The sequence below is a fragment of the Massilia sp. LXY-6 genome, from assembly GCF_051233485.1.
In the GTDB taxonomy this organism is placed as follows: domain Bacteria; phylum Pseudomonadota; class Gammaproteobacteria; order Burkholderiales; family Burkholderiaceae_D; genus Telluria.
In genome coordinates, this window is sequence record NZ_JBKFGF010000012.1 from 54,126 (window position 1) to 73,876 (window position 19,751).

The following is a 19,751-nucleotide window of genomic DNA, read 5'->3' on the forward strand; positions in this document are numbered from 1 at the left end:
AATAAGAATACCGGAGGATGCTGTGCTTAGGATCTCTAACCACTACGTGTCGAAGATTGTTTTCGTACTGTTGTTCGTCGAAGTACTGGTGCTGCTCGGCGCCGCCTATGTCGGCGTGACGGTACGCATGATGCAGATGGGGCAGACCATGAGCCTGCCGAACATCGAGCATTTGGACCATTTTTTCACCTCGGCCGTCGCTTTTACCGCCGCCATCATCTTCAGCATGAGCGCAATGGGGATGTACCAGCTCGACTTCAACGAGGGGCTGCGCAATCCCTTCTTCATGAAGCTGATGCCCTCGTTCCTGATGGGCTTCCTGATCCTGACGCTGGTGTTCTACGTGGCGCCCGACCTGTACTTCGGGCGCGGCGTCCTGATCCAGGTATTCGCGATCGCCGCCGCCGGCATTTTTACCGCGCGCATGGTGTTCTTCAAGACATCCGAGCTGCGCTTCCTCGAGACGCGCATCTTATTCTTGGGAAGCGGACCGCTGGCCAAGGAGTGCAGCGACCTGGCCCTGCAGAGCGCCAGCTACCACCGCTACAACATCACCGGCTTCATCCCCTCGCCCAACGAAGAGCTGTGCGTGCCCTCGACCAGCCTGCTGAACGGGCGTGAGGGCGAGACCTTGGTGTCGCTGGCGCGCCAGTACAACGTCGAGGAGGTCGTGGTGTCGGTGCAGAACCGCCGCGGCGGCTTCCCGATCAAGGAACTGCTCGAGTGCAAGCTGGCCGGCCTGAAGGTCACCGACGCCGCCACTTTCTTCGAACGCGAGACTTGCCAGATCCGGGTCGACTCGCTGCAGCCGTCCTGGCTGGTGTTCGGCGGCGGTTTCGACCAGAGTTTCGTCCGCACCTTCATGAAGCGCAGCTTCGACATCGTGTGCAGCGTGATCATCCTGGCGCTGACCCTGCCGCTGATGCTGCTGGCGGCGCTGGCCGTCAAGCTGGAAGACCGTGGCCCGGTGTTCTATTCGCAGGAACGGGTGGGCAAGGACGGCAAGACCTTCTTCGTGCACAAGTTCCGCAGCATGCGCACCGACGCCGAAAAGGGCGGCAAGCCGCAGTGGGCCCAGCAGAACGATCCGCGCATCACTCGCATCGGCAACTTCATGCGCAAGACCCGCATCGACGAACTGCCGCAGATCCTCAACGTGTTCAAGGGCGAGATGTCGTTCGTCGGCCCGCGTCCGGAGCGTCCCTACTTCGTCGAACAGCTGATCGAAGTGGTTCCGTATTACAATGTGCGCCACAGCGTCAAGCCAGGCATCACCGGCTGGGCCCAGGTGCGCTACGGCTACGGTTCGTCGGCCGAGGACGCCCTGCAGAAGCTGCAGTACGACCTGTATTACGTCAAGAACAACAGCCTGTTCCTCGACGTCCTGATCCTGATTGACACCCTGAAAGTCGTCCTGTTCCGCAGCGGACGCTGACCCTGCCGCGGCCCGGACGGCGCAAGCCGGCCTGGCCGCGGGCGTGCCGATCATCCGTTTTCCACCGTTTCCACTGTTCCGACGATAGATCGTGACCAACCTCGCCGCCTATAGTTATGCACTGGCAGCCGCCGGCTACCTGCTGCTGCTCGTGCCGGTGCTGTCGGAACGGAGCGGGCGCGGGCAGCGCGGGACCCTGTCCGCCGCCTGCCTGCTGACCGCGTTGTGGGCCGCCGTCCTGGGCTGGGACGCCAGCCACGGCCGGCTCTGGACCGCGCTCACCGGGGCGATCGAAGTGCTGCGCGACGGCGCCTGGTCGGTATTCTTGGTGGTGCTGCTGGGCCACTGGCGCAGCGCCGACAGCCGTCTTCCGTTCGGCCTGCGGCCCTCACTGCTGGCGGCCGCCTGCGCCTATCTGGTGCTGCTGGCGGCGATGCTGGCCGGGCAGATCCGCCTGGAGCTGCTGAGTGCCCTCGGCGCGCTGCCGGTGGTGACCGCCTTCGCCTGCCTGGCCGTGTACGGCATGCTGCTGGTCGAGCAGGTGTACCGCAACAAGACCATCGAAGAACGCTGGGCGATCAAGTTCGCCTGCCTGGGCATCGGCGGCATGTTCGCCTACGACTTCTATGTGTACACCAACATGATGCTGTTCCGCGAACTGAATCCGGAACTGTGGAATGCGCGCGGCGTGATCAATGCGCTCACCCTGCCGCTGGTGGCGGTCTCGATCGCGCGCAGCAAATCGTGGAGCACCTCCTTCGTGGTGTCGCGGCGCGTGATGTTCCATTCGGCCGCGCTGTTCGGCTCGGCGATCTACCTGCTGGCGATGGGCTCGGCCGGCTATTACCTGCGCTTCTTCGGCGGCCAGTGGGGCACCGTGATGCAGGCCGGCTTCCTGTTCGGCGCGATCTGCCTGCTGCTGGTGATCCTGTTTTCCGGCACCTTCCGCTCCTGGCTGAAGGTCTCGATCAACAAGCACTTCTTCACGTATAACTACGACTACCGCGAGGAATGGATGCGCTTCACGCGCACCCTGTCCGAACGCGGCCCGAACCTGGGCGACCGCGCGATCCAGGCGATGGCGGCGCTGGTCGAAAGCCCCGGCGGCACCTTGTGGCTGCGCAGCGACGCCGGGCGCTACGAGCCGCGCGCGCGCTGGCATGCGCCGGCGGACGACACGCTCGAACCGGCCAATTCGCCGTTCTGCCGCTTCCTGGAGAGCAGCCAGTGGGTGGTCGACCTCGACGAATTCGCGGCCCGCCCCGACAAGTACGAAGGCCTGGCGGTGCCCGACTGGCTGATGGCGTATCCGCGCCGCTGGCTGGTGGTGCCGCTGATCCTGCACGAGAAGCTGTTCGGCTTCCTGGTGCTGCAGCGCGCCCGCAGCCCGCTCAAGCTGAACTGGGAGATCACCGACCTGCTGGAAATCGCCGGCAGCCAGGCCGCCGGCCACCTGGCCCAGGAGGATGCCGCCAACGCGCTGATGGTGGCGCGCCAGTTCGAGTCCTTCAACCGCATGTCGACCTTCGTCGTGCACGACTTGAAAAACCTGGTGGCCCAGCTGTCGCTGATGAACGCGAACGCGGAAAAGCACAAGGACAATCCCGAATTCCAGCGCGACATGCTGGAAACCCTGAACCATTCGGTGCAGAAGATGAAGCTGCTGCTGCAGAAGCTGAGCCGCACCGAAAACGCCGAGAAGCCGCTGCCGCTGGCGGTCGAGCAGGTGGTGCGCCAGGCGGTGGCGTTGAAGAGTGCCTTCGAGCCGCGTCCGCAGCTGGTGGTCGAAGTGGCGGGGCTGACCGTGATGGCGGACCGCGAGCGCCTCGAGCGCGTGGTCGGCCACCTGATCCAGAACGCGATCGAGGCCACGCCGCGCGACGGCAACGTCATGATCCGCCTTGGCCGCCGCGACGCCAACGGCGAGCGTGACGCGGTCGAAATCGACATCACCGACACCGGCGAAGGCATGAGCGAAGAATTCATCCGCGAGCGCCTGTTCAAGCCTTTCGACTCGACCAAGTCGGCCGGCATGGGCATCGGCGTGTTCGAAAGCCGCGAATACATCACCGAGCTGGGAGGCGCGCTGGAAGTCAGCAGCCAGCCCGCGCTCGGCACCACATTCAAGGTCGTGCTGCCGCTCTATCACGAGCCGGCGGCAGCCATGCTCAGTTGAGCGATTCCCGAGAGAGGAAATCCGTGACCCAAAACAAACCGAAACTCCTGATCATCGAAGACGATCCGGGCCTGCAGAAACAGCTGCGCTGGAGCCTCGACGCCTATGAAGTCGTGGTGGCCGGCGACCGCGAAGCGGCACTGGCCCAGATCCGCCGCCACGAACCGGCGGTCGTGACCATGGACCTGGGCCTGCCGCCCGACCCGGACGGCTCGACCGAGGGCCTGGCCACGCTGCAGCAGATCCTGGCGCTGGCGCCGGACACGCGCGTGATCGTCCTGACCGGCAACCAGGACCACAACAACGCCGTCAAGGCGATCGGCATGGGCGCCTACGACTTCCACCAGAAGCCGGTCGACCCCAAAGTGCTGAACCTGGTGATCCAGCGCGCCTTCTTCCTGCATAACCTGCAGCAGGAAAACCGCCGCATGCAACAGTCGCAGGCCGATTCGCCGCTGGCCGGCGTGATCTCGCGCGACCCCGGCATGCTGAAGGTCTGCCGCACCATCGAGAAGGTGGCGCCGACCTCGGCCTCCGTGATGCTGCTGGGCGAATCGGGCACCGGCAAGGAAGTGCTGGCGCGCGCCGTCCACGCCCTGTCGCCCCGCTCAAAAGAGCGATTCATGGCGATCAATTGCGCAGCCATTCCGGAAAACCTGCTCGAGAGCGAACTGTTCGGCTACGAAAAGGGCGCTTTCACCGGCGCCGCCAAGCAGACCAAGGGCAAGGTCGAACTGGCCCACGGCGGCACCTTCTTCCTCGACGAAGTGGGTGACCTGCCGATGCCGCTGCAGGCCAAGCTGCTGCGCTTCCTGCAGGAGCGCGTGATCGAACGCATCGGCGGCCACGAGGAGATCGCGGTCGACGTACGCATCGTCTGCGCGACCCACCAGAGGCTGAAGGAGTTGTGCGCCCAGGGCCGCTTCCGCGAGGACTTGTATTACCGCCTGTCGGAAATCGTGGTGAACATCCCGCCGATGCGCCAGCGCGAAGGCGACGCCGCGCTGCTGGCCCACCACTTCAAGAACAAGTTCTGTGCCCAGGAATCGCGCTCCGCGCTGCACTTCTCGCCGGACGCGCTGGCGGCCATCGAGTCGTACGCCTGGCCGGGCAACGTGCGCGAGATGGAAAACTGCATCAAGCGCGCCGTCATCATGGCCGACGGGAACACCATCGTCGCCGACGACCTCGGCCTGCCCGACACCCAAGCCGAGGAAGAACCGCTGAACCTGCGCCAGGTGCGCGACGAGGCCGAGTACAAGGCCATCGTGAAGGCGCTGGCCCGGGCCGACGGGAATATCGTGAAGGCCTCCGAGATGCTGGGCATCAGCCGCCCGACCATGTACGACCTGATGGGACGGCACGGCATCAAAGGCAGCGCTTGAGCAAACCGCGCGGGCGGGCGCGCCGTTCGCCGCTGCGGTCGGCCGCGTACCTGCTGGGAGCGCTGGCACTGGCGGGCATGGCGGCGCTGGCCGTCGCTGCCTGGCTGCTGCAGGAGCGCGGCATCGCCCCGCGCACGCTCGGCCCCTACCTTGCCAGGCGCAGCGCCGGCCACAATCCCCTGATCTCCACCACCGGTACCTGGCTGCAGCAGGTGCTGACGCGGCTCGACCGCGGCGCCCCCGAACCGCTACAGTTGCCGGCGCTCGTGGCCGGTGCCCAGCCGGAGGCGCGCGCCGCCGGGCCGGGTAGCCGCCGTCTGGTGGCGTCCGCCGATGAACTGCGCCGGGCGCTGGCGGCGGCCCAGCCGGGCGACCTGATCACGCTGCTGCCGGGCGTGTACCGCTTCGAGAACGGCCTCGCCGCCGGCTGCGCCGGCAGCGCCGCCGCGCCGATCACGGTGCGTGCCGAACAGCCGGGCAGCGTGCTGCTCGAATTCGCCGCGGTGGAAGGGTTTGCGGTCGGCGCACCGTGGTGGCGTTTCGAAAACCTGTCGATCCGCGGCGTGTGCGCGAACCACGGCGATTGCGAGCATGCCTTTCACGTGAGCGGCGGCGCGCACCATTTTGCCGCCGTCAACAACACGATTACCGATTTCAACGCCCACTTCAAAATCAACGGTAGTCAGGGCGCCTTTCCCGACAATGGGCTGATCCAGTCGAACACCCTGACCAATACCGTCCCGCGCCGCACCGTCAATCCGGTGACGCCGATCGACCTGGTCGCGGCCAGCGACTGGATCGTGCGCGGCAACCTGATCACCGACTTCATCAAGGACGGTGGCGACGGCGTCAGCTATGGCGCGTTCGCCAAGGGCGCCGGCGCCCGCACGCTGTTCGAGCGCAACGTGGTCGTGTGCGAACAGCGGCTCCAGGGCTTCCCCGGCCAGCGCGTCGGACTGTCGTTCGGCGGGGGCGCTACCGGCAAGGCCTACTGCCGCGAAGGCAAGTGCATCACCGAGCAGGATGGCGGCACCATGCGCGCCAACCTGATCGCCTCATGCTCGGATGTGGGGATTTACCTCAACAGCGCGGCTGGCAGCACGCTCGCGGACAATACCCTCGTCGATACTGCCGGCGTGCTGGTGCGCTTCCCGGCAAGCAGCGCGACGCTCGACGGTAACCTGGTCGACGGCGCCATCGTCAGCCGCGACGGCGGACTGCTGCGCGAAGGCGACAACCTGAGCGCGTCGACGATGGCCGCCTATGCCGGCTACCACGGGTTGCGTCGCCTGTTCAGCCGGCCGCAGGAGTTCGACTTCGGCTGGCGCGAGGTGCCGCGGCGCGCCGGCGGCGCCGGCACCGGCGTGGACCTGTGTGCGCCGACACGCAGCATGCCTGCGGTGTATGGCGCGTTCGACGATTTCCGCGCCTGCCTGCGCCAGGAAGCTCCTTCAGCAGTTCTTTAACGCCGCGCCGCTTTCTTCTCGGTGAGCACGCCGTCGAGCAGGTCGGCCAATTTCGCCGCGCGCGCCTCGCGCGAGTTGGCTCGCACCACCTCGTCGCTCGGCAGCGGCGCGTTGCCGGCCCTGACCCGTGTCACGAAATCCATCAGCGAGGCCATGACGCCATCGCGATCGTCGAGCGGGCCGATGGTATCGATGCCGGCCTGGCGCAGGGTCGTCGCGGTGTCGCCGGCGGCATCGGTCAAGGCCAGCACCGGGCGCTGCGCGCGCAGGTACTCGTAGATCTTGGCGGGAATCTGGTGGTTGCAGCTCGACCCCTGCAGCACCAGCAGGCCGTCGGCGCCCAACATCTCGGTCAGCGCCTCGCGGTACGGTACGTGCGGCGCGAGCGAGACGATCAAGCCGATCCCGTAGCGCTCGATCAAGCCGTTCAGCCAGTCCTCGTGCACCGCGGCGCGCAAGCGGATCTGCAGCGTCGCCGGGCCGATCCGGCCTTCCTTCAGCAGGGCGGCAAGGGCTTCGAAGAACACGGATGGATCGCGTTCGGTCGGATAAATGATGCCGCTGTGGACGAGCAGCAGCGGGCCGTCGCCTGTCTTCGTAGCCGATGGTGCCAGGGTTTCGGCATCGCTGAAGTTTTCCTCGTCGTAGCCGTTCTCGACCAGCACGAAGCGCTCGGGCGGCAGTTCGGGATAGCGCTGCCGGTAGGCGGCAACCGCCCCCGGCGTGGTGAGCACCACCCGGTCGGCATGCCGGACCGTCCGCTTTTCGATCCAGCGGTAGGCTGCGCGCACGCTGCGCCTGGTCGGATAATCGATGTCGGTCATCGGGTCGCGCAAGTCGGCCACCCATGGGATGCCGCTCAGGCGGTGCAAGGCCAGGCCGATCAGGTGCGCGGTGGCGATCGGATAGGTCGACCAGAGCAGCGCCGGGCGGTGTTCGCGGATCAGGCGCAGGCCGGCCGGGATCGCGCCCAGCGCCCAGGTGATCCAGCGGTCGGGCAGGGCCGTGAGCCCCAGGTAACGCTGCTTCACCGCCAGGTGGCGCGAGGAGTCGAGCGCGAACGCGCGGTGCACGACGATGTCCCGGGAGATGTCGCGCAACTGGTCGTCGCCCTTGTGTTCGTAGGCGCGAGGGTGGGCCGACAGCACGACCGGCTTCCAGGCATGGCTGCCCAGGTAGCGCGAAAACTTCAGCGTACGCTGTACGCCACTGCTGCCGCGCTGTGGCGGGAAATGGAATGCGATCATCAGGATGCGCTTGTCGCGGACCGGCATTACCATGAGCGTACCCAGTCGCTGGTCCAGAGCGCCACCTGGTCGCGCCATGCGCGGCGCGAACAGGTATGGTCGGCGCCGGGCAGGTCGTGGCGGGTAACGCGCGGTGTTTCCAGCAGGCGGCGCCATGAGGGCGAGGCGGCTGCCATGTCCAGGAACTCCTGGCCGGTCAGGTCGGCGCCGCTGACGATCAGCAGGACCTTCCCGCGGAAGCTGGCGAGGCCGGCGCCCATGCGCTCGGGTAGTGGGAGTGAAATTGGCGCATCGCTGGCGGCGGGCCGGGAACGGCCGGACCGGAAAGCGGAACTCACCAGTGCGACAAACGACTTCGCCGCACGCACGTAGTCAAACTGGCCTTGCAATATCTTTCTCCAGAGCTCGGGCTCCAGCAGCCTCGATCGATAGTAGTGTTTCAGGGTCGTCTTCGCAATGCCGTGCTCGGTACGCACCCATGGGTTCAGCAGCACCAGGCCGGTCACGCGCCGATCCAGGCTGGCCTGGCACAGCGGCGCCGAGGCGCCATCGCACAGGCCCCAGAGCGCGACTTCGGCCATGCCCGGCACGGCGGCGAAAAACTGGTCGAGCGCCGCCTGCAGGTCATCCCCGATGCTGGTGAAATCGCGCGGGTCGCCCTCGCTGTCACCCATGCCGCGGTAGTCGAAGCGCATGGCCGGCACCCCTGCCGCAGCCAGCTGACGCGCCAGCAAGACGAACTGGCGGTGGCTGCCGGCCCGGTACTGCGGTCCACCCACTACGATCAGCACTCCGCGCCGTGCCGGCTGCTCCGGCACGCTGACCACGCCGTACAGCCAGTCGCCGGCGCAGGAAAATGCCAGCGCCTTGTCCTCAAACCGCATCGACGGCCTCCTCGAACAGCGCAGAGGTGGCTGCCAGCAGTGCCGGACACGACGCGATCTCCTGGGTCGACCAGAAGGGAGGGGCATCCACTTGTTCCAGATGCAGCTGCACGCCGCGCGCACGCCACATCTCGGCCAGCCGCTGCGTCGCCGGCCCCGGCGGGCGGCCCGGCGCGGACCGTATCTCGAACCAGTCGATGCGGCAGCCGGGCGCCGCCAGCCGGGCCGTATCGCAACCCTCGAGCGCGGCCGCCAGCGCCGGCGCGATTTCGTAACCGCCCACTTCGAGCGCCTCGCCCGCCGCCAGCCGCGCACGCAGCTCGCGGGTGCCGCCGGCGCTGCCCTCCGGGCCGTCGCCGGCGCCGTTCGCCAGCATTGCGCCGGCCACGCGCAGGCGCAGGAACTGGGACAGGAACGCGGCGCCGGAGCTTACCGGCTGCCACAGCAGCAGGCGCGCCGGTGCCGTGGCAGCGCCAGCGGCATAGTCGAGCGCGAGCAGGGCACCCAGGCGCACTCCCCACAGGCCGGTCGGCACGCCGAGCCGCTCGTGCAGCCAGGCGTGGCCGAGCGCAAGGTCGTCCTTCCAGGTGGCCCAGCGCGCCTCCGCGAAATCGCCGCTGCTGTCGCCGCAGCCGTGCAGGTCGAGCAGCAGGACACCGATCCCGCGTTCGGCCAGCGCACGGGCCTGCTGCGCGGCCAGGCGCCGGGTGCGGTTCATCTCGTCGCCGAACGGGTGCACGTACAGCAGCGCGCCGCGGCAGGGGCCGCGCGGCGCATGGTACAGGCAGAAGCGATCACCATGCGTCGCCTTCAGGAAGAACGGCTCGGCGGCGGGGTGCGTGTGCAGCATTTATCCTTCCAGTTTTTGCGCGACGAACGCGGTCAGGCTGCCGACCGAGGCGAAGGTGCTGGCACTGATCTCGTCGTCGTCGATCATGATGCCGAAACGGTCTTCCAGCGCCGCCACCAGGCTGACCACCGCCATCGAGTCGAGTTCGGGCAGGTTGCCCAGCAGGGCGGTATCCGGTTCCAGCGCGGCGGCACGGGCCGGATCGAGGCTCAGCACGTCGGCCAGCATTTGTTTGACATCGTTCAGGTACATCGCTTACTCCGTTGTATGAGGTACCGGCGCAGCGGCGCGGCGCGACTGCAATGTCGCATGCAGGCGTCGCAGGGCGGGCCAGCGATAAAAGTTAATATGGTACAAAGTGCGCATCTCGCTCGTCCAGCGCTGGTGCCACTCCATGACCCGGCCATAGAATTCGATGCGCGCCAGGCGCTGCTCGTCGAACAGCTGGCGCACCTGTTCCTCGCGCATCAGCAGGGCCGGCGACAGGCTGGCCGGCACCGTCTCGTCATAGGCGGTCTTCAGGATCACGATCTGTTCGCCGTTCTCGACACACAGGTCCATGGCCACCAGGCGCTCGCCGAACCAGTAGCGGTAGATGCTGCCTGCGCCGCGCGCGCAGAACGCTTCCAGCATCGCGCGGTAGAAGCGTCCCTGTTCGTTCGAAGCGTGGACCGCAGTGCCCTGCTGGCCTTTCCAGCCGGTGCTCTCGAGGCGGCCGTAATCGGCCACGGCGGCCGCCACCTCCTGCGGCGTGCGCACCACCTCGAGCCGGGTCGCGATGCATTCCCTGGCAAGGCGCGCACGCTGCTTCTTGAGGTTGGCGCGCAGGTTCTTGCCGCGCGCTTCCCAGTAGCCGTCGAAACTGCCGGCCAGGGTGATGCACGCGGTATCGATGTAATCGAGGGTGGCGGCGTTGCCGCCGTCGGATGGGCGCGGCGCCAGCAGCGGGTCGCACTCCAGCAGGCCGAGCACCAGGGGGTAGCCCGGCAGGCGGCGCAGCAGTGCGCTGGCCAGCGCGGCGCGGTCGAGGCCCGGACGCTGCAGCCACAGACCGATCGGCGCCTGCGGCGGCTGGAAGGTGGTCCAGCCCGCGCGCCCTTGCGGCACCACCACGGTCATCGCCTCGGTCCGGCCGGCATGCCGGTAGCAGGCCAGCAGTTCGCTGCCGGAGGCGCATTCGGCCAGCAGCGGCGCCACGAAATCGCCGGCCAGCAGCGGCGATGCGGCGCCGGCCGCGTGCAGTTCGGTCCAGTGCGATGCGTATGCGCCGAATTGCGACGCCGGTACCAGAGTCCAGCTCATAGGGTCGAGGCGGCGCGCAATTCGCCGAGCATCCAGTCGAGCTCCCGTGCCGTCAGCGCCTGGTGGCAGGGCAGGGCGACCAGCCGCTGCGACAGGTCGGCACTGACCGCGCAGACGCTGGCATCGACGCCCGGCCACAGTGTCTCGCCGAAGCGCACATAAGGCACGCCGGCCTGTCCCAGCGCGGCACACAGGCGCGCGAGGCGCGCCGGCTCGTCGGCCAGCAGCGGGAAGACCCAGGGATAGACGCCGTCCGGCAGCGCCGGAAACAGAGGGCGGATGCCGGGCAGGCCGGCCAGCGCCGCCTGCAGCGCCGCGTAATGGCGGCGCCGCGCAGCGCCGATGCGCCGGCTCGACGCCAGCCGCAGCATCAGGCGCGAAAACAGCGACGAGCGCTTGTCGAGCCAGCGCGGATCGAAGTCATAACTGCTGTCGGAAGAGCCGGGTGCCAGCGCGGGCGCCGCGCTTCCCGGCGCCCGGCGCGCCTTGAGCGCCCGCCACAGCCTGTCCTTGCCCGCCAGCGGCAACTTCAGCAGCGCCGCGACCAGCGGTAGGCGGCCGTAGGCGAAACTGTTTTCCAGCGTGGTCAGCGCAACCTTGGCCTCGAAACCGGCGCCGGGCGAGCGCAGCTTGACCCCGCTCAGCGGATGGCGTGCCGAGACCAGGCAACCGCCCTCGTAGATGGGGAAGAACTTCATCGAACTGGCGATCGCGTAGTCGCCCCAGGCACCGAACGGCGCGCCCTGGTATTCGCCGAAGAAGCCGTGCGCACAGTCTTCGAGCAGCAGCAGTCCATGCGCATCGCAGAAGGCGCGCAAGGTGGCCAGCGCCTGCGGGAAACCGAAGTAGTGCGTGACCATCAGCACCCGCACGCTGGGGTCGAGCCTGGCGGCGACGTCGTCGAGGTCGACCGAGGTGTCGGGACGGATCCGGTAGAAGCGCGGCTCGGCGCCGCAGGCCAGTACCGGAGGAATCATCGACGGGCTGTGGTAGGCCGGCACCAGCACGGTGTCGCCCGGCTTGACCTTCATCTCGCGCAGCGCCAGGGCGATCGCGATGCGTCCGCTGGTGACCAGGCGCGCCGCGCCGGCATCGAGCACGGACAGCGGACGCGCGGCGCCCATGCCGCCGAATGAGGCGCGTGACAGCACCGGAGCGCCGGGAATCCGGGGCCGTGCGGGTGGCGCGCCAGGAGCGCTGCGGTGGGGGGTGGACATCATCCAGTATAACTTGCAAAAAATAATATTGCTATATTTACATCACCGAGTGGAGGCGGTGCTGGCCTCCCAGTAACGGCAGTAGACCGAGGCCGTCTTGATCAGGTAAGCGTAGTCGCGCAGCCCCGAGCCGGTCAGCAGGTTCGCCATGCGCAAGGCGTTGCGGCTGATCAGATGGTCGGGGAAGCGCTTCGCGGCCAGCAGTTTGCGGCCGTTGGCGGCCGTGGCCCGGCGCATCTGGGCATACATTTTCTTGTCGTAGTAGACGTCCCACTGGTATTTCAGGCCGGGCGGGCTGGGCAGGGTGCATGGCACGTGGCCCGGGTAAGCCTGCCACGGGACCTGGTCAAGGCCGTTCGGGAATCGGGCCAGCCAGTCCATGTAGAAGCGGTGCGCCATCAGCCAGTCGTTCGGCAGGCGCAACACGGTATCGAGGAAGTCGGCGTCGAAGAACGGCAGCTGGAATTCGATGCGCTCGACGTCGATGTCTTCGAAGTGCTGGGCCAGGTGACGGCGCTGGTCGTTAAACATCAAGAACAACTGGAACTTGCGGCCAGGGTCGGGGCTGTCGATGGCGGCGAGTTCTTCCTCGATGCCCTGGAACGGCAGGTCGGCCACCTGGCCGAGCGAGGTGCGCTTGAAGATGCGCGACGGCAGCCCCTTGTTGAACAGGACAATCGCCTGCGCCGTGTCGCCGCGCTCCATCGCGCTCACGATCTCCGGCGTCATGTAGACGTTGCCGACCGCGACGCTGCCGCCATCTCCCGACCAGACCAGCGGCGCGCGCTCGCGCCCCTCGGGGCCGGCGAAGGTCTGCCTGAGCCAGGCGGCCACGGCATCCTTGCGGTAACCCTGATGCACGTTGGCGGCGTTGGTCTCGATCCGGGTGTGGTGGATGCCCAGGCGCTTGGCGACCAGCTCGGCGAATACCTGGTCCTGGCTGCCATCCGGCGCATAGTTGACGGTATGGACCGTGGAGCCGCTCGCGCGCAGGCCGCCGACGATCACGCGGGAATCCAGTCCGCCGCTGAGAAAAGCCGCAGCGATCTTGCTGTCGCGGTGGCGCCGCTCGATCGCCTGGATGAACGCGCGGTAGGCGATCCCGACGCCCTGCTGGTACTCGACGCCGGCCAGCGGACCGTCCCAGCGCCAGTAGGACGCGCGGCGGACCTGGCCGTCTTCCAGTTCGACCGTCTGCGCTGCCCGGAGCATGGCGATGTCGCGGTAGGGCGTACGGTCGGCCAGCGGATAGGCGAACGCGGCCAGCTCGGTGACGCCGCGCAGGTCCAGCTGCTTGGGGACCAGGGCGACGCTTTCCAGCACCCGCAGCGCGGTGGCGAACACGACGAAACGCGGGCCTGCCCAGACGTACACCGGACGCACCCCCATCTTGTCGACGAACAGGGTCAGGCGGTGCCGCGCCGGGGCGTAGTGGAGACCGCAAAAGGTGCCGCGCGCGCGCCGCAGGACGTCCTGTCCGCCTTGCGCCAGCTGCTGGTGCAGCATCCGCACGTCCTCGCTGCGGTTCCACTCCGGGGCGCCTTCGCCGTCGCTCAGCAAGGGTTCGCCCGCGACCAGGGTGGTGCCATCGGCATCCGCTTGTTCTCCGGGCGTGCCGAAGGCGCCGATGTCGACCTTCAACGCAAAAAAGCCCGATGCGCTGTGTTCGGACGGCGTGTCGCGGCCGCAGCGCGACACGGCGGCGCGTAGCTGTCCGGTCAGTTCGGCGGGCAGCGGGTCGTTCGGGTTCAGGCTGTAAGCGCCGGCAAAGATGGTCATCGTGAGGTGTTATCGCGGGTTGATCAGTCGTCCAGGGACCGCAGGGGCGGGCAAGCCGAGTCCGGACAGGAATTCGCGCAGCATTGCGCGGTTGAGCACCCAGGTAAGCAGGGTGTAGCTCACCACGCCGGTGCCGACCTGGAGCGCCAGCACGCCCATATGGCTGAGCCAGGGCGCGGCCAGCGGGCCCAGCGGCCATGTGCACATGCACATCAGTACGGTACAGGTGGCGGTGGGGCACAGGGCGCGTACCAGGTCGGCCAGGGGCAACCCGACCAGGCGGAATGGAATCGCGAAGTTATGGTAAAGCAGGAGCAGGGTCGTGACCGCAAAGCCCGACGCCACCCCGACGATCCCCCAGTGCAAGCCGATCCCCAGCCCGGCAAAGACGATCAGGTTCGAGGCGACGCCCCAGCGCAGCTGCAGGTCCGCACGCCCCATCGCGACATAGATCGACCCCGTGGTGGTCAGCACCGAGCGGATTGCCGCCAGCGGTGCGAACAGTGCCAGCAGCGTGATGACGGGCGCCCAGTTGGGACCGAACACGGCCAGCACAAAGGCTTCGCGGGCCGCGACCAGGCCGAACATCAGGGGGAAGGTAACGAAGGCGATGGCGACGGCCACGCGCAGGAACACCTGGCGGAAGCGCGGCAAATCGTGTTGCGCCTGGGCGTAATACGGCGTCATGACGCGTCCGAACACGGCCGAGATGGCCTGCATCGGGAACACCATCAGCTTGTACGCCATGTCGTACAGGCCGAGTGCCTCGGTGCCGAGGAAACGGCCGATCAACAGGTTGTCGACGTTCTGCGCGAAGTAATAAAAGATGTTGTAGCCGGACAGGTTCAGGCTGTAGCCCATGATCGCCTTGACCTGCGGCCATTCGAACACCAGGCGCGGCCGCCAGCTGCTGATCATCCAGATGAACAGGGTGGTGAGGGCGCTGTTCGCCAGGACCTGCCATACCAGGCTCCACACGCCTTGCCCCATCAGGGCGGCACCGATGCCGACGATGTAGGAAAGTACGGCAGCGCCCAGCTCCACCTTGGCCAACTGGACGAAGCGCATCTGGCGCGCCAGCATGCTGGAGTGGACGATCGCCAGCGCCGACAGCACGAACGACAGCGCCATCGCCATGACGACCGGCTGCACGCCGGGTTCCTTGTAGAAGGCGGCGATGCCGGGGGCGAGCGCCATGACCAGCAAGGTGATCAGCGTACCGAAACCCAGGTTCAGCCAGAACACGCTGGACGGCAGGCTGTCATCGAGTTCCTTCTGGCGTACGAGTGCCGTGCCGGTGCCGAGATCCTTGAAGATGTCGATGAAGCCGAGCACGACGCCGGCCATCGCCACCAAGCCGAAATCGGCAGGGTCCAGCAGTCTTGCGAAGACGATGTTTGCCAGCAGTGCCAGCACGCGCCGTCCCATGGTCGACACCGAGGTCCATCTGACTCCGCTGACGACGCTTTCTTTAGATGTCATGAACCGAATTTCCGAAATTTTGCCGACCGCCGCCGCAGCGGCGCGTCCCTGCGATGGGCGCGGGAAGGTCCCGAAGAGGCTATCAAGAACTGTCGAGAGTATAACTTGCCAGAATAAAAATTTGTGCGAATGCAATCAATCGTGCGAGACCGGTAACAGCAGGCTTATCGATCGGTCCGTGTCCTGTTAAGATTTACAATCCGGCCTGGCCTTCTTCATGTTCCAGGCCGTTTTCAAAAAGGTTTTCATGAGCGATCTGGTTCACGATTTTCTGTTCGCCGCGGCGCGGCGCACCCCGTCGGCGGAAGCCCTGGTAGCGGGCCGCGAACGCCTCGATTACGCGACACTGGCGCGCGCCACCACGGCGGCGGCCGCGCGCCTGCTGGCAACCGGGCTGGCACGCGCCGAACGGGTGGCGGTTTACCTCGACAAGCGCGTGGAAACCGTGACCGCCCTGTTCGGCGCCACCACCGCCGGCGCCGTCTTCGTTCCAGTCAATCCGCTGCTCAAGGCCGAGCAAGTCGCCTATATCCTGGCCGACTGCAATGTCCGGGTGCTGGTCACCTCGGCCGACCGCCTGGCGCTGCTGGCGCCGGTGCTGGCGCAATGCCCGGACCTGCACACGGTGTTCGTCTGCGGCCCGGGTACGCCGGCGGCGCTGCCGGACATCGCCGTGCTGCGCTGGGACGAGCCGGCCGCGGACGGTAGGACCGCGCCCGTGCCCCATCGCGTGATCGATACCGACATGGCGGCGATCCTGTACACCTCCGGCAGCACCGGCAAGCCGAAGGGTGTCGTGCTTTCGCACCGCAACATGGTGGCCGGCGCGAAAAGCGTTGCCGAGTATCTCGCGCTGGCACCGTCCGACCGCATCCTGTCGGTGCTGCCGCTGAGTTTCGACTATGGTTTCAGCCAGCTCACCTGCGCCTTCCATGTGGGCGCCACGGTGGTGCTGTTGAACTACCTGTTCCCGCGCGATATCCTGAACGCGGTGGCGCAAGAGGGCATTACCGGCCTGGCCGCGGTGCCGCCGCTGTGGATGCAGCTGGCGCAGCTGCCATGGCCTTCCGGGTCGTCGTTGCGCTACCTGACCAATTCCGGCGGCGCCATGCCGGGTGCAACGCTGGCCGCGCTGCGGCGCGCCCTGCCGGCTGCGCAGGTATTCCTGATGTACGGCCTGACCGAGGCATTCCGCTCGACCTATCTGCCGCCTGCGGAACTCGAGCGCCGTCCGGATTCGATCGGCCGCGCCATCCCGAACGCCGAGGTGATGGTGGTGCGCCCCGACGGCACCCGCTGCGCGCCCGACGAGCCGGGGGAGCTGGTGCACCGCGGTGCGCTGGTGGCGCTCGGCTACTGGAACGACCCGGCCAAGACCGCCGAGCGCTTCCGTCCGGCGCCCGGCCAGGATCCGGCGCTGCCGCTGACCGAACTGGCGGTATGGTCGGGCGACACCGTGCGCATGGACGCCGAGGGTTTCCTGTATTTCATCGGCCGCAGCGACGACATGATCAAGGTGTCCGGCTACCGCATCAGTCCCGGCGAAGTCGAGGAAGTCGTGTACGGCACCGGGCTGGTGGCCGAGGCGGTGGCGATCGGCCTGCCGCATCGCGAGCTGGGCCAGGCCATCGCCTTGTGCGTGGTGCCTGCCGCCGGGGCGCCGCTGGCGGGCGCCACCCTGGTTGCCGAATGCCGGCGCCGGCTGCCCGCCTACATGGTGCCGGCCCACGTCGAGGTGCGCACCGAATCCCTGCCGCGCAACCCGAACGGCAAGATCGACCGCAAGTCGCTGCAGCTTTCCCTGTCCACCCTCTTCGCAAGCGAGCCGAGACCATGAACGGCAAACCGGTGCATGCAGCACAGTCCCTGTTCCCCGTTGCCGGCGGCTGCCTGCAGGTCGGCGGGATTCCCCTGACCCGGCTCGCCCAGCGCGTCGGCAGCACCCCGTTCTACGCCTACGACCGCGCGCTGCTCTCGGCGCGGGTGGCGCAGGTGCGCACCCATCTGCCGCCCGGCCTCGCGCTGCACTATTCGATGAAGGCAAATCCGATGCCGGCCCTGGTGCAGCACATGGCCGGGCTGGTCGACGGCATCGATGTCGCGTCGGCCGGAGAGATGAAGGTGGCGCTCGATACCGGCATCGATCCGGCACGGATCAGCTTCGCCGGTCCCGGCAAGCGCGACGCCGAACTGGTCCAGTCGGTCGCGGCCGGGGTCGTCCTCAACGTCGAGTCGGAACACGAACTGGAAGCGCTGGCGCGGATCGGCGACACGCTCGGGCTGGCGCCGCGGGTCGCGCTGCGCGTCAATCCCGATTTCGAGCTGAAGGGATCGGGCATGCGGATGGGCGGCGGCGCCAAGCCGTTCGGCATCGATGCGGAAGCGGTGCCGGCCCTGCTGGCGCGTGTCGGGGCGCTCGGGCTCGATTTCGAAGGCCTGCATATCTTCAGCGGCTCGCAAAGCCTGAAGGCATCGGCGATCGTCGAAGCCCAGGCCAACACCATCGAACTGGGCCTGCGGCTGGCGCAGTACGCGCCGACGCCGCTGCGCCGGCTGAACATCGGCGGCGGCTTCGGGATTCCGTATTTCCCGGGCGAGGCCGCGCTCGACCTGGGGCCGATCGGCGAGCACCTGGCCGCGTGGTTGCCGAAATTCGAGGCCGCACTGCCGCGGGCGCAACTGGCGATCGAGCTGGGACGCTACCTGGTCGGCGAGGCGGGTGTCTATGTTGCGCGGGTCATCGACCGCAAGGTCTCGCGCGGCCAGGTGTTCCTGGTGACCGACGGCGGGCTGCACCACCACCTCGCCGCGTCCGGGAACTTCGGCCAGGTGATCCGCAAGAACTACCCGGTGGCGATCGGCAACCGGATGGACGCCGGCGATGCCGGGCCGGCGTCGGTGGTGGGGCCGCTGTGCACCCCGCTCGACATCCTGGCCGACCAGATGCCGCTCGGGCATGCCGAGCCGGGCGACCTGGTGGTGGTGTTCCAGTCCGGCGCATACGGTCGCAGCGCCAGCCCGGCAGCGTTTCTCGGCCACCCCGAGGCGGCCGAGGTACTGGTCTAGCCGCGCGGCGACGGCGCCGGCGTGAAGCGGCCCAGCAGTGGGCGCAGGTGCTCGGCCAGCGGATGACGCGTCAGCAGCAGGCTGCCGAGCCAGCCGATGGCGGCGCCCAGGATGCCGACCAGCAGCGGCGGCCAGGGATGGGCCGGGTCGTCGTACCAGAACAGGTTGACCAGCGCCGGTCCCACTGCCGCGCACAGCGTGATCAGCGCGCTCTTGCTGCAGACCTTCAAGACCGGTCCCAGGCCGACGTTGATGGTGCGCTTGAGGAAGCGCGACACCACCAGCAGGGTCACGCATTCGGCGAACACGATCGCGCCGGCGACCCACATCAGGCCGAACGCCGCCGCCAGGATCACGGTGCCGATGCGCAGCGGCTGGGTGTACAGCTGGAAGCGGGTCGAGTCGCCGACCTGACCGTTCGCGACCATTACCTGACTCGCAAAGATCGACACCGAGGCGACCGCCCCGGCAACGCACAGCAATTGCATCACCGGCACCGACTGGTCCCATTGCATCCCGTACAGCGCGCGCACCATCGGATGGCCCAGCAGCATCAGCCCGGCAAAGAAGGGCCAGGACAGCGCGGTCAACTGTTCCACGACCGACAGGTAGAGCGGCGCCAGGTCCTTGCCTTCGCGCCGCATCTGCGCGAAGAAGGGCAGCACCAGCGGCAGCAGTCCGCTCGTGATCAGGCGCGTGAACAGGGTGACGAGGCCGTTCGCGCGGCTGAAATAGCCGACCGCGGCCATGTCCATGGTCTTGCCGATGACCACGTCGGGCAGGTTGGTGCCGGCAATGTTGGCGGCATTGCCCAGGCTCGACACGCCGCCGAACGACAGCGTTTCCTTCATGCCGGAGAAGCGCGGCCAGCGCGGAATGTCCGGACTGCGTACCAGGTTGGCGATGATGCCGAACGCCAGGATGCCGGCGAAGTTGCCCCACGCCAGGCTGAGTGCGCCCCACTCCTGCAGCGCCAGGATCGTCGACACCGCGACCTGGGTGACCGAACCGCCGACGCGGATCAGGAACACGGCCTGCAGGCGGAATTCGCGCTGGTAGACGCCGATCAGGAGCGAGCCGAATGGTGAGATGGCGAAGCTGGCGGCCATGACCAGCATGATGTTCTTGAGTTCGGAGTTGGCGTAAAAATGCGCCACCGCGCCGCTCGAAGCAAGCATCACCAGCGCCACCGCCAGCGCGAGCAGGATCGATACGCCCATCGCCGAGCGAATCTTGGCCGGCGTGAGCTTGTGTTCCGAGATGATGTACTGGACCACGCCGAAATCACGGAACACGTGCAGCACCGCCATCAGGACGGCGGCAACCGAGAAGGTGCCGATTTCGTGTGGCGCGAGAACACGGGCGAGTACCAGCACCCCGACGAACTGGATCAGGGTTTCAGCGTATTGGGTGGCAAACGAGATGCCGAGGGTTTTTTTGGTTGGTCTCATGACCTGTTATC

Annotated in this window: 15 protein-coding genes; 6 read left to right on the plus strand and 9 right to left on the minus strand. The window is 67.4% G+C overall.

Annotation, left to right across the window (positions count from 1 at the left end; genetic code table 11):
• Positions 1 to 46 precede the first annotated feature (46 nt).
• The 4 genes from ACI48D_RS06950 (at position 47) to ACI48D_RS06965 (ending at position 6,462) form a co-directional block, all read left to right on the plus strand.
• Positions 47 to 1,435: a TIGR03013 family XrtA/PEP-CTERM system glycosyltransferase gene (locus tag ACI48D_RS06950; protein ID WP_435570489.1), complete on the plus strand. Its 1,389-nt coding sequence runs from the start codon at positions 47 to 49 to the stop codon at positions 1,433 to 1,435.
• A gap of 91 nt (positions 1,436 to 1,526) precedes the next feature.
• Entirely contained in the window at positions 1,527 to 3,611 is a 2,085-nt protein-coding gene (gene prsK, locus ACI48D_RS06955; RefSeq protein ID WP_435570490.1) for an XrtA/PEP-CTERM system histidine kinase PrsK, read from the plus strand.
• A gap of 23 nt (positions 3,612 to 3,634) precedes the next feature.
• Positions 3,635 to 4,996: a PEP-CTERM-box response regulator transcription factor gene (gene prsR, locus ACI48D_RS06960; RefSeq protein WP_435570491.1), complete on the plus strand. Its 1,362-nt coding sequence runs from the start codon at positions 3,635 to 3,637 to the stop codon at positions 4,994 to 4,996.
• Positions 4,993 to 6,462, plus strand: coding sequence for a right-handed parallel beta-helix repeat-containing protein (locus ACI48D_RS06965; protein WP_435570492.1), 1,470 nt, complete (start codon positions 4,993 to 4,995; stop codon positions 6,460 to 6,462). The genes prsR and ACI48D_RS06965 overlap by 4 nt, the downstream gene beginning before the upstream one ends.
• Here ACI48D_RS06965 and ACI48D_RS06970 read toward each other — a convergent pair.
• The 8 genes from ACI48D_RS06970 to ACI48D_RS07005 are packed head-to-tail and all read right to left on the minus strand — an operon-like array spanning position 6,459 to position 15,223.
• On the minus strand, positions 6,459 to 7,742 hold the full coding sequence (locus ACI48D_RS06970) for a glycosyltransferase (RefSeq protein ID WP_435570493.1): 1,284 nt from the start codon (positions 7,740 to 7,742) through the stop codon (positions 6,459 to 6,461). The two genes, ACI48D_RS06965 and ACI48D_RS06970, sit on opposite strands and share 4 nt — an antisense overlap.
• On the minus strand, positions 7,736 to 8,593 hold the full coding sequence (locus ACI48D_RS06975; RefSeq protein WP_435570494.1) for a hydrolase 1, exosortase A system-associated: 858 nt from the start codon (positions 8,591 to 8,593) through the stop codon (positions 7,736 to 7,738). The genes ACI48D_RS06970 and ACI48D_RS06975 overlap by 7 nt, the downstream gene beginning before the upstream one ends.
• Positions 8,583 to 9,443: a hydrolase 2, exosortase A system-associated gene (locus ACI48D_RS06980; RefSeq protein ID WP_435570495.1), complete on the minus strand. Its 861-nt coding sequence runs from the start codon at positions 9,441 to 9,443 to the stop codon at positions 8,583 to 8,585. The genes ACI48D_RS06975 and ACI48D_RS06980 overlap by 11 nt, the downstream gene beginning before the upstream one ends.
• Positions 9,444 to 9,695 carry an acyl carrier protein gene (locus ACI48D_RS06985; RefSeq protein ID WP_435570496.1) on the minus strand — a complete coding sequence of 84 codons (252 nt, stop codon included), beginning with the start codon at positions 9,693 to 9,695 and terminating at the stop codon, positions 9,444 to 9,446.
• A gap of 3 nt (positions 9,696 to 9,698) precedes the next feature.
• On the minus strand, positions 9,699 to 10,745 hold the full coding sequence (locus ACI48D_RS06990; protein WP_435570497.1) for a GNAT family N-acetyltransferase: 1,047 nt from the start codon (positions 10,743 to 10,745) through the stop codon (positions 9,699 to 9,701).
• A complete protein-coding gene (locus tag ACI48D_RS06995; RefSeq protein WP_435570498.1) occupies positions 10,742 to 11,965 on the minus strand; it encodes an aminotransferase class I/II-fold pyridoxal phosphate-dependent enzyme in 1,224 nt (407 codons plus the stop codon). The genes ACI48D_RS06990 and ACI48D_RS06995 overlap by 4 nt, the downstream gene beginning before the upstream one ends.
• Positions 11,966 to 12,004: 39 nt before the next feature.
• Complete coding sequence (locus ACI48D_RS07000) at positions 12,005 to 13,741, minus strand: asparagine synthase-related protein (RefSeq protein WP_435570499.1); 1,737 nt, start codon at positions 13,739 to 13,741, stop codon at positions 12,005 to 12,007.
• Positions 13,742 to 13,750: 9 nt separating this feature from the next.
• A complete protein-coding gene (locus tag ACI48D_RS07005) occupies positions 13,751 to 15,223 on the minus strand; it encodes an MOP flippase family protein (protein ID WP_435570500.1) in 1,473 nt (490 codons plus the stop codon).
• 247 nt (positions 15,224 to 15,470) lie between these two features.
• On the opposite strand from ACI48D_RS07005, the gene ACI48D_RS07010 reads away from it, so the two are divergent.
• Together ACI48D_RS07010 and ACI48D_RS07015 are read left to right on the plus strand one after the other, a co-directional pair.
• The gene (locus tag ACI48D_RS07010) at positions 15,471 to 17,060 is read left to right on the plus strand and encodes an acyl-CoA ligase (AMP-forming), exosortase A system-associated (RefSeq protein ID WP_435570501.1); all 1,590 of its coding nucleotides are present in this window, start codon (positions 15,471 to 15,473) and stop codon (positions 17,058 to 17,060) included.
• Positions 17,057 to 18,289, plus strand: a complete 1,233-nt coding sequence (locus tag ACI48D_RS07015) for a pyridoxal-dependent decarboxylase, exosortase A system-associated (RefSeq protein WP_435570502.1) — start codon at positions 17,057 to 17,059, stop codon at positions 18,287 to 18,289. The genes ACI48D_RS07010 and ACI48D_RS07015 overlap by 4 nt, the downstream gene beginning before the upstream one ends.
• Here ACI48D_RS07015 and ACI48D_RS07020 read toward each other — a convergent pair.
• Entirely contained in the window at positions 18,286 to 19,740 is a 1,455-nt protein-coding gene (locus tag ACI48D_RS07020) for an oligosaccharide flippase family protein (RefSeq protein ID WP_435570503.1), read from the minus strand. The genes ACI48D_RS07015 and ACI48D_RS07020 overlap by 4 nt on opposite strands.
• Positions 19,741 to 19,751: the final 11 nt, after the last annotated feature.

Excerpts from the sequence above, each read along its gene's own strand:
- ACI48D_RS07000 (WP_435570499.1), bottom strand. The coding sequence starts at position 13,741 with ATGACCATCTTTGCCGGCGCTTACAGCCTGAACCCGAACGACCCGCTG.
- ACI48D_RS06990 (WP_435570497.1), bottom strand. The coding sequence starts at position 10,745 with ATGAGCTGGACTCTGGTACCGGCGTCGCAATTCGGCGCATACGCATCG.
- ACI48D_RS06975 (WP_435570494.1), bottom strand. The coding sequence starts at position 8,593 with ATGCGGTTTGAGGACAAGGCGCTGGCATTTTCCTGCGCCGGCGACTGG.
- ACI48D_RS07020 (WP_435570503.1), bottom strand. The coding sequence starts at position 19,740 with ATGAGACCAACCAAAAAAACCCTCGGCATCTCGTTTGCCACCCAATAC.
- ACI48D_RS06995 (WP_435570498.1), bottom strand. The coding sequence starts at position 11,965 with ATGATGTCCACCCCCCACCGCAGCGCTCCTGGCGCGCCACCCGCACGG.
- ACI48D_RS06980 (WP_435570495.1), bottom strand. The coding sequence starts at position 9,443 with ATGCTGCACACGCACCCCGCCGCCGAGCCGTTCTTCCTGAAGGCGACG.
- ACI48D_RS06985 (WP_435570496.1), bottom strand. The coding sequence starts at position 9,695 with ATGTACCTGAACGATGTCAAACAAATGCTGGCCGACGTGCTGAGCCTC.
- ACI48D_RS06970 (WP_435570493.1), bottom strand. The coding sequence starts at position 7,742 with ATGGTAATGCCGGTCCGCGACAAGCGCATCCTGATGATCGCATTCCAT.
- ACI48D_RS07015 (WP_435570502.1), top strand. The coding sequence starts at position 17,057 with ATGAACGGCAAACCGGTGCATGCAGCACAGTCCCTGTTCCCCGTTGCC.
- ACI48D_RS07005 (WP_435570500.1), bottom strand. The coding sequence starts at position 15,223 with ATGACATCTAAAGAAAGCGTCGTCAGCGGAGTCAGATGGACCTCGGTG.
- ACI48D_RS07010 (WP_435570501.1), top strand. The coding sequence starts at position 15,471 with ATGAGCGATCTGGTTCACGATTTTCTGTTCGCCGCGGCGCGGCGCACC.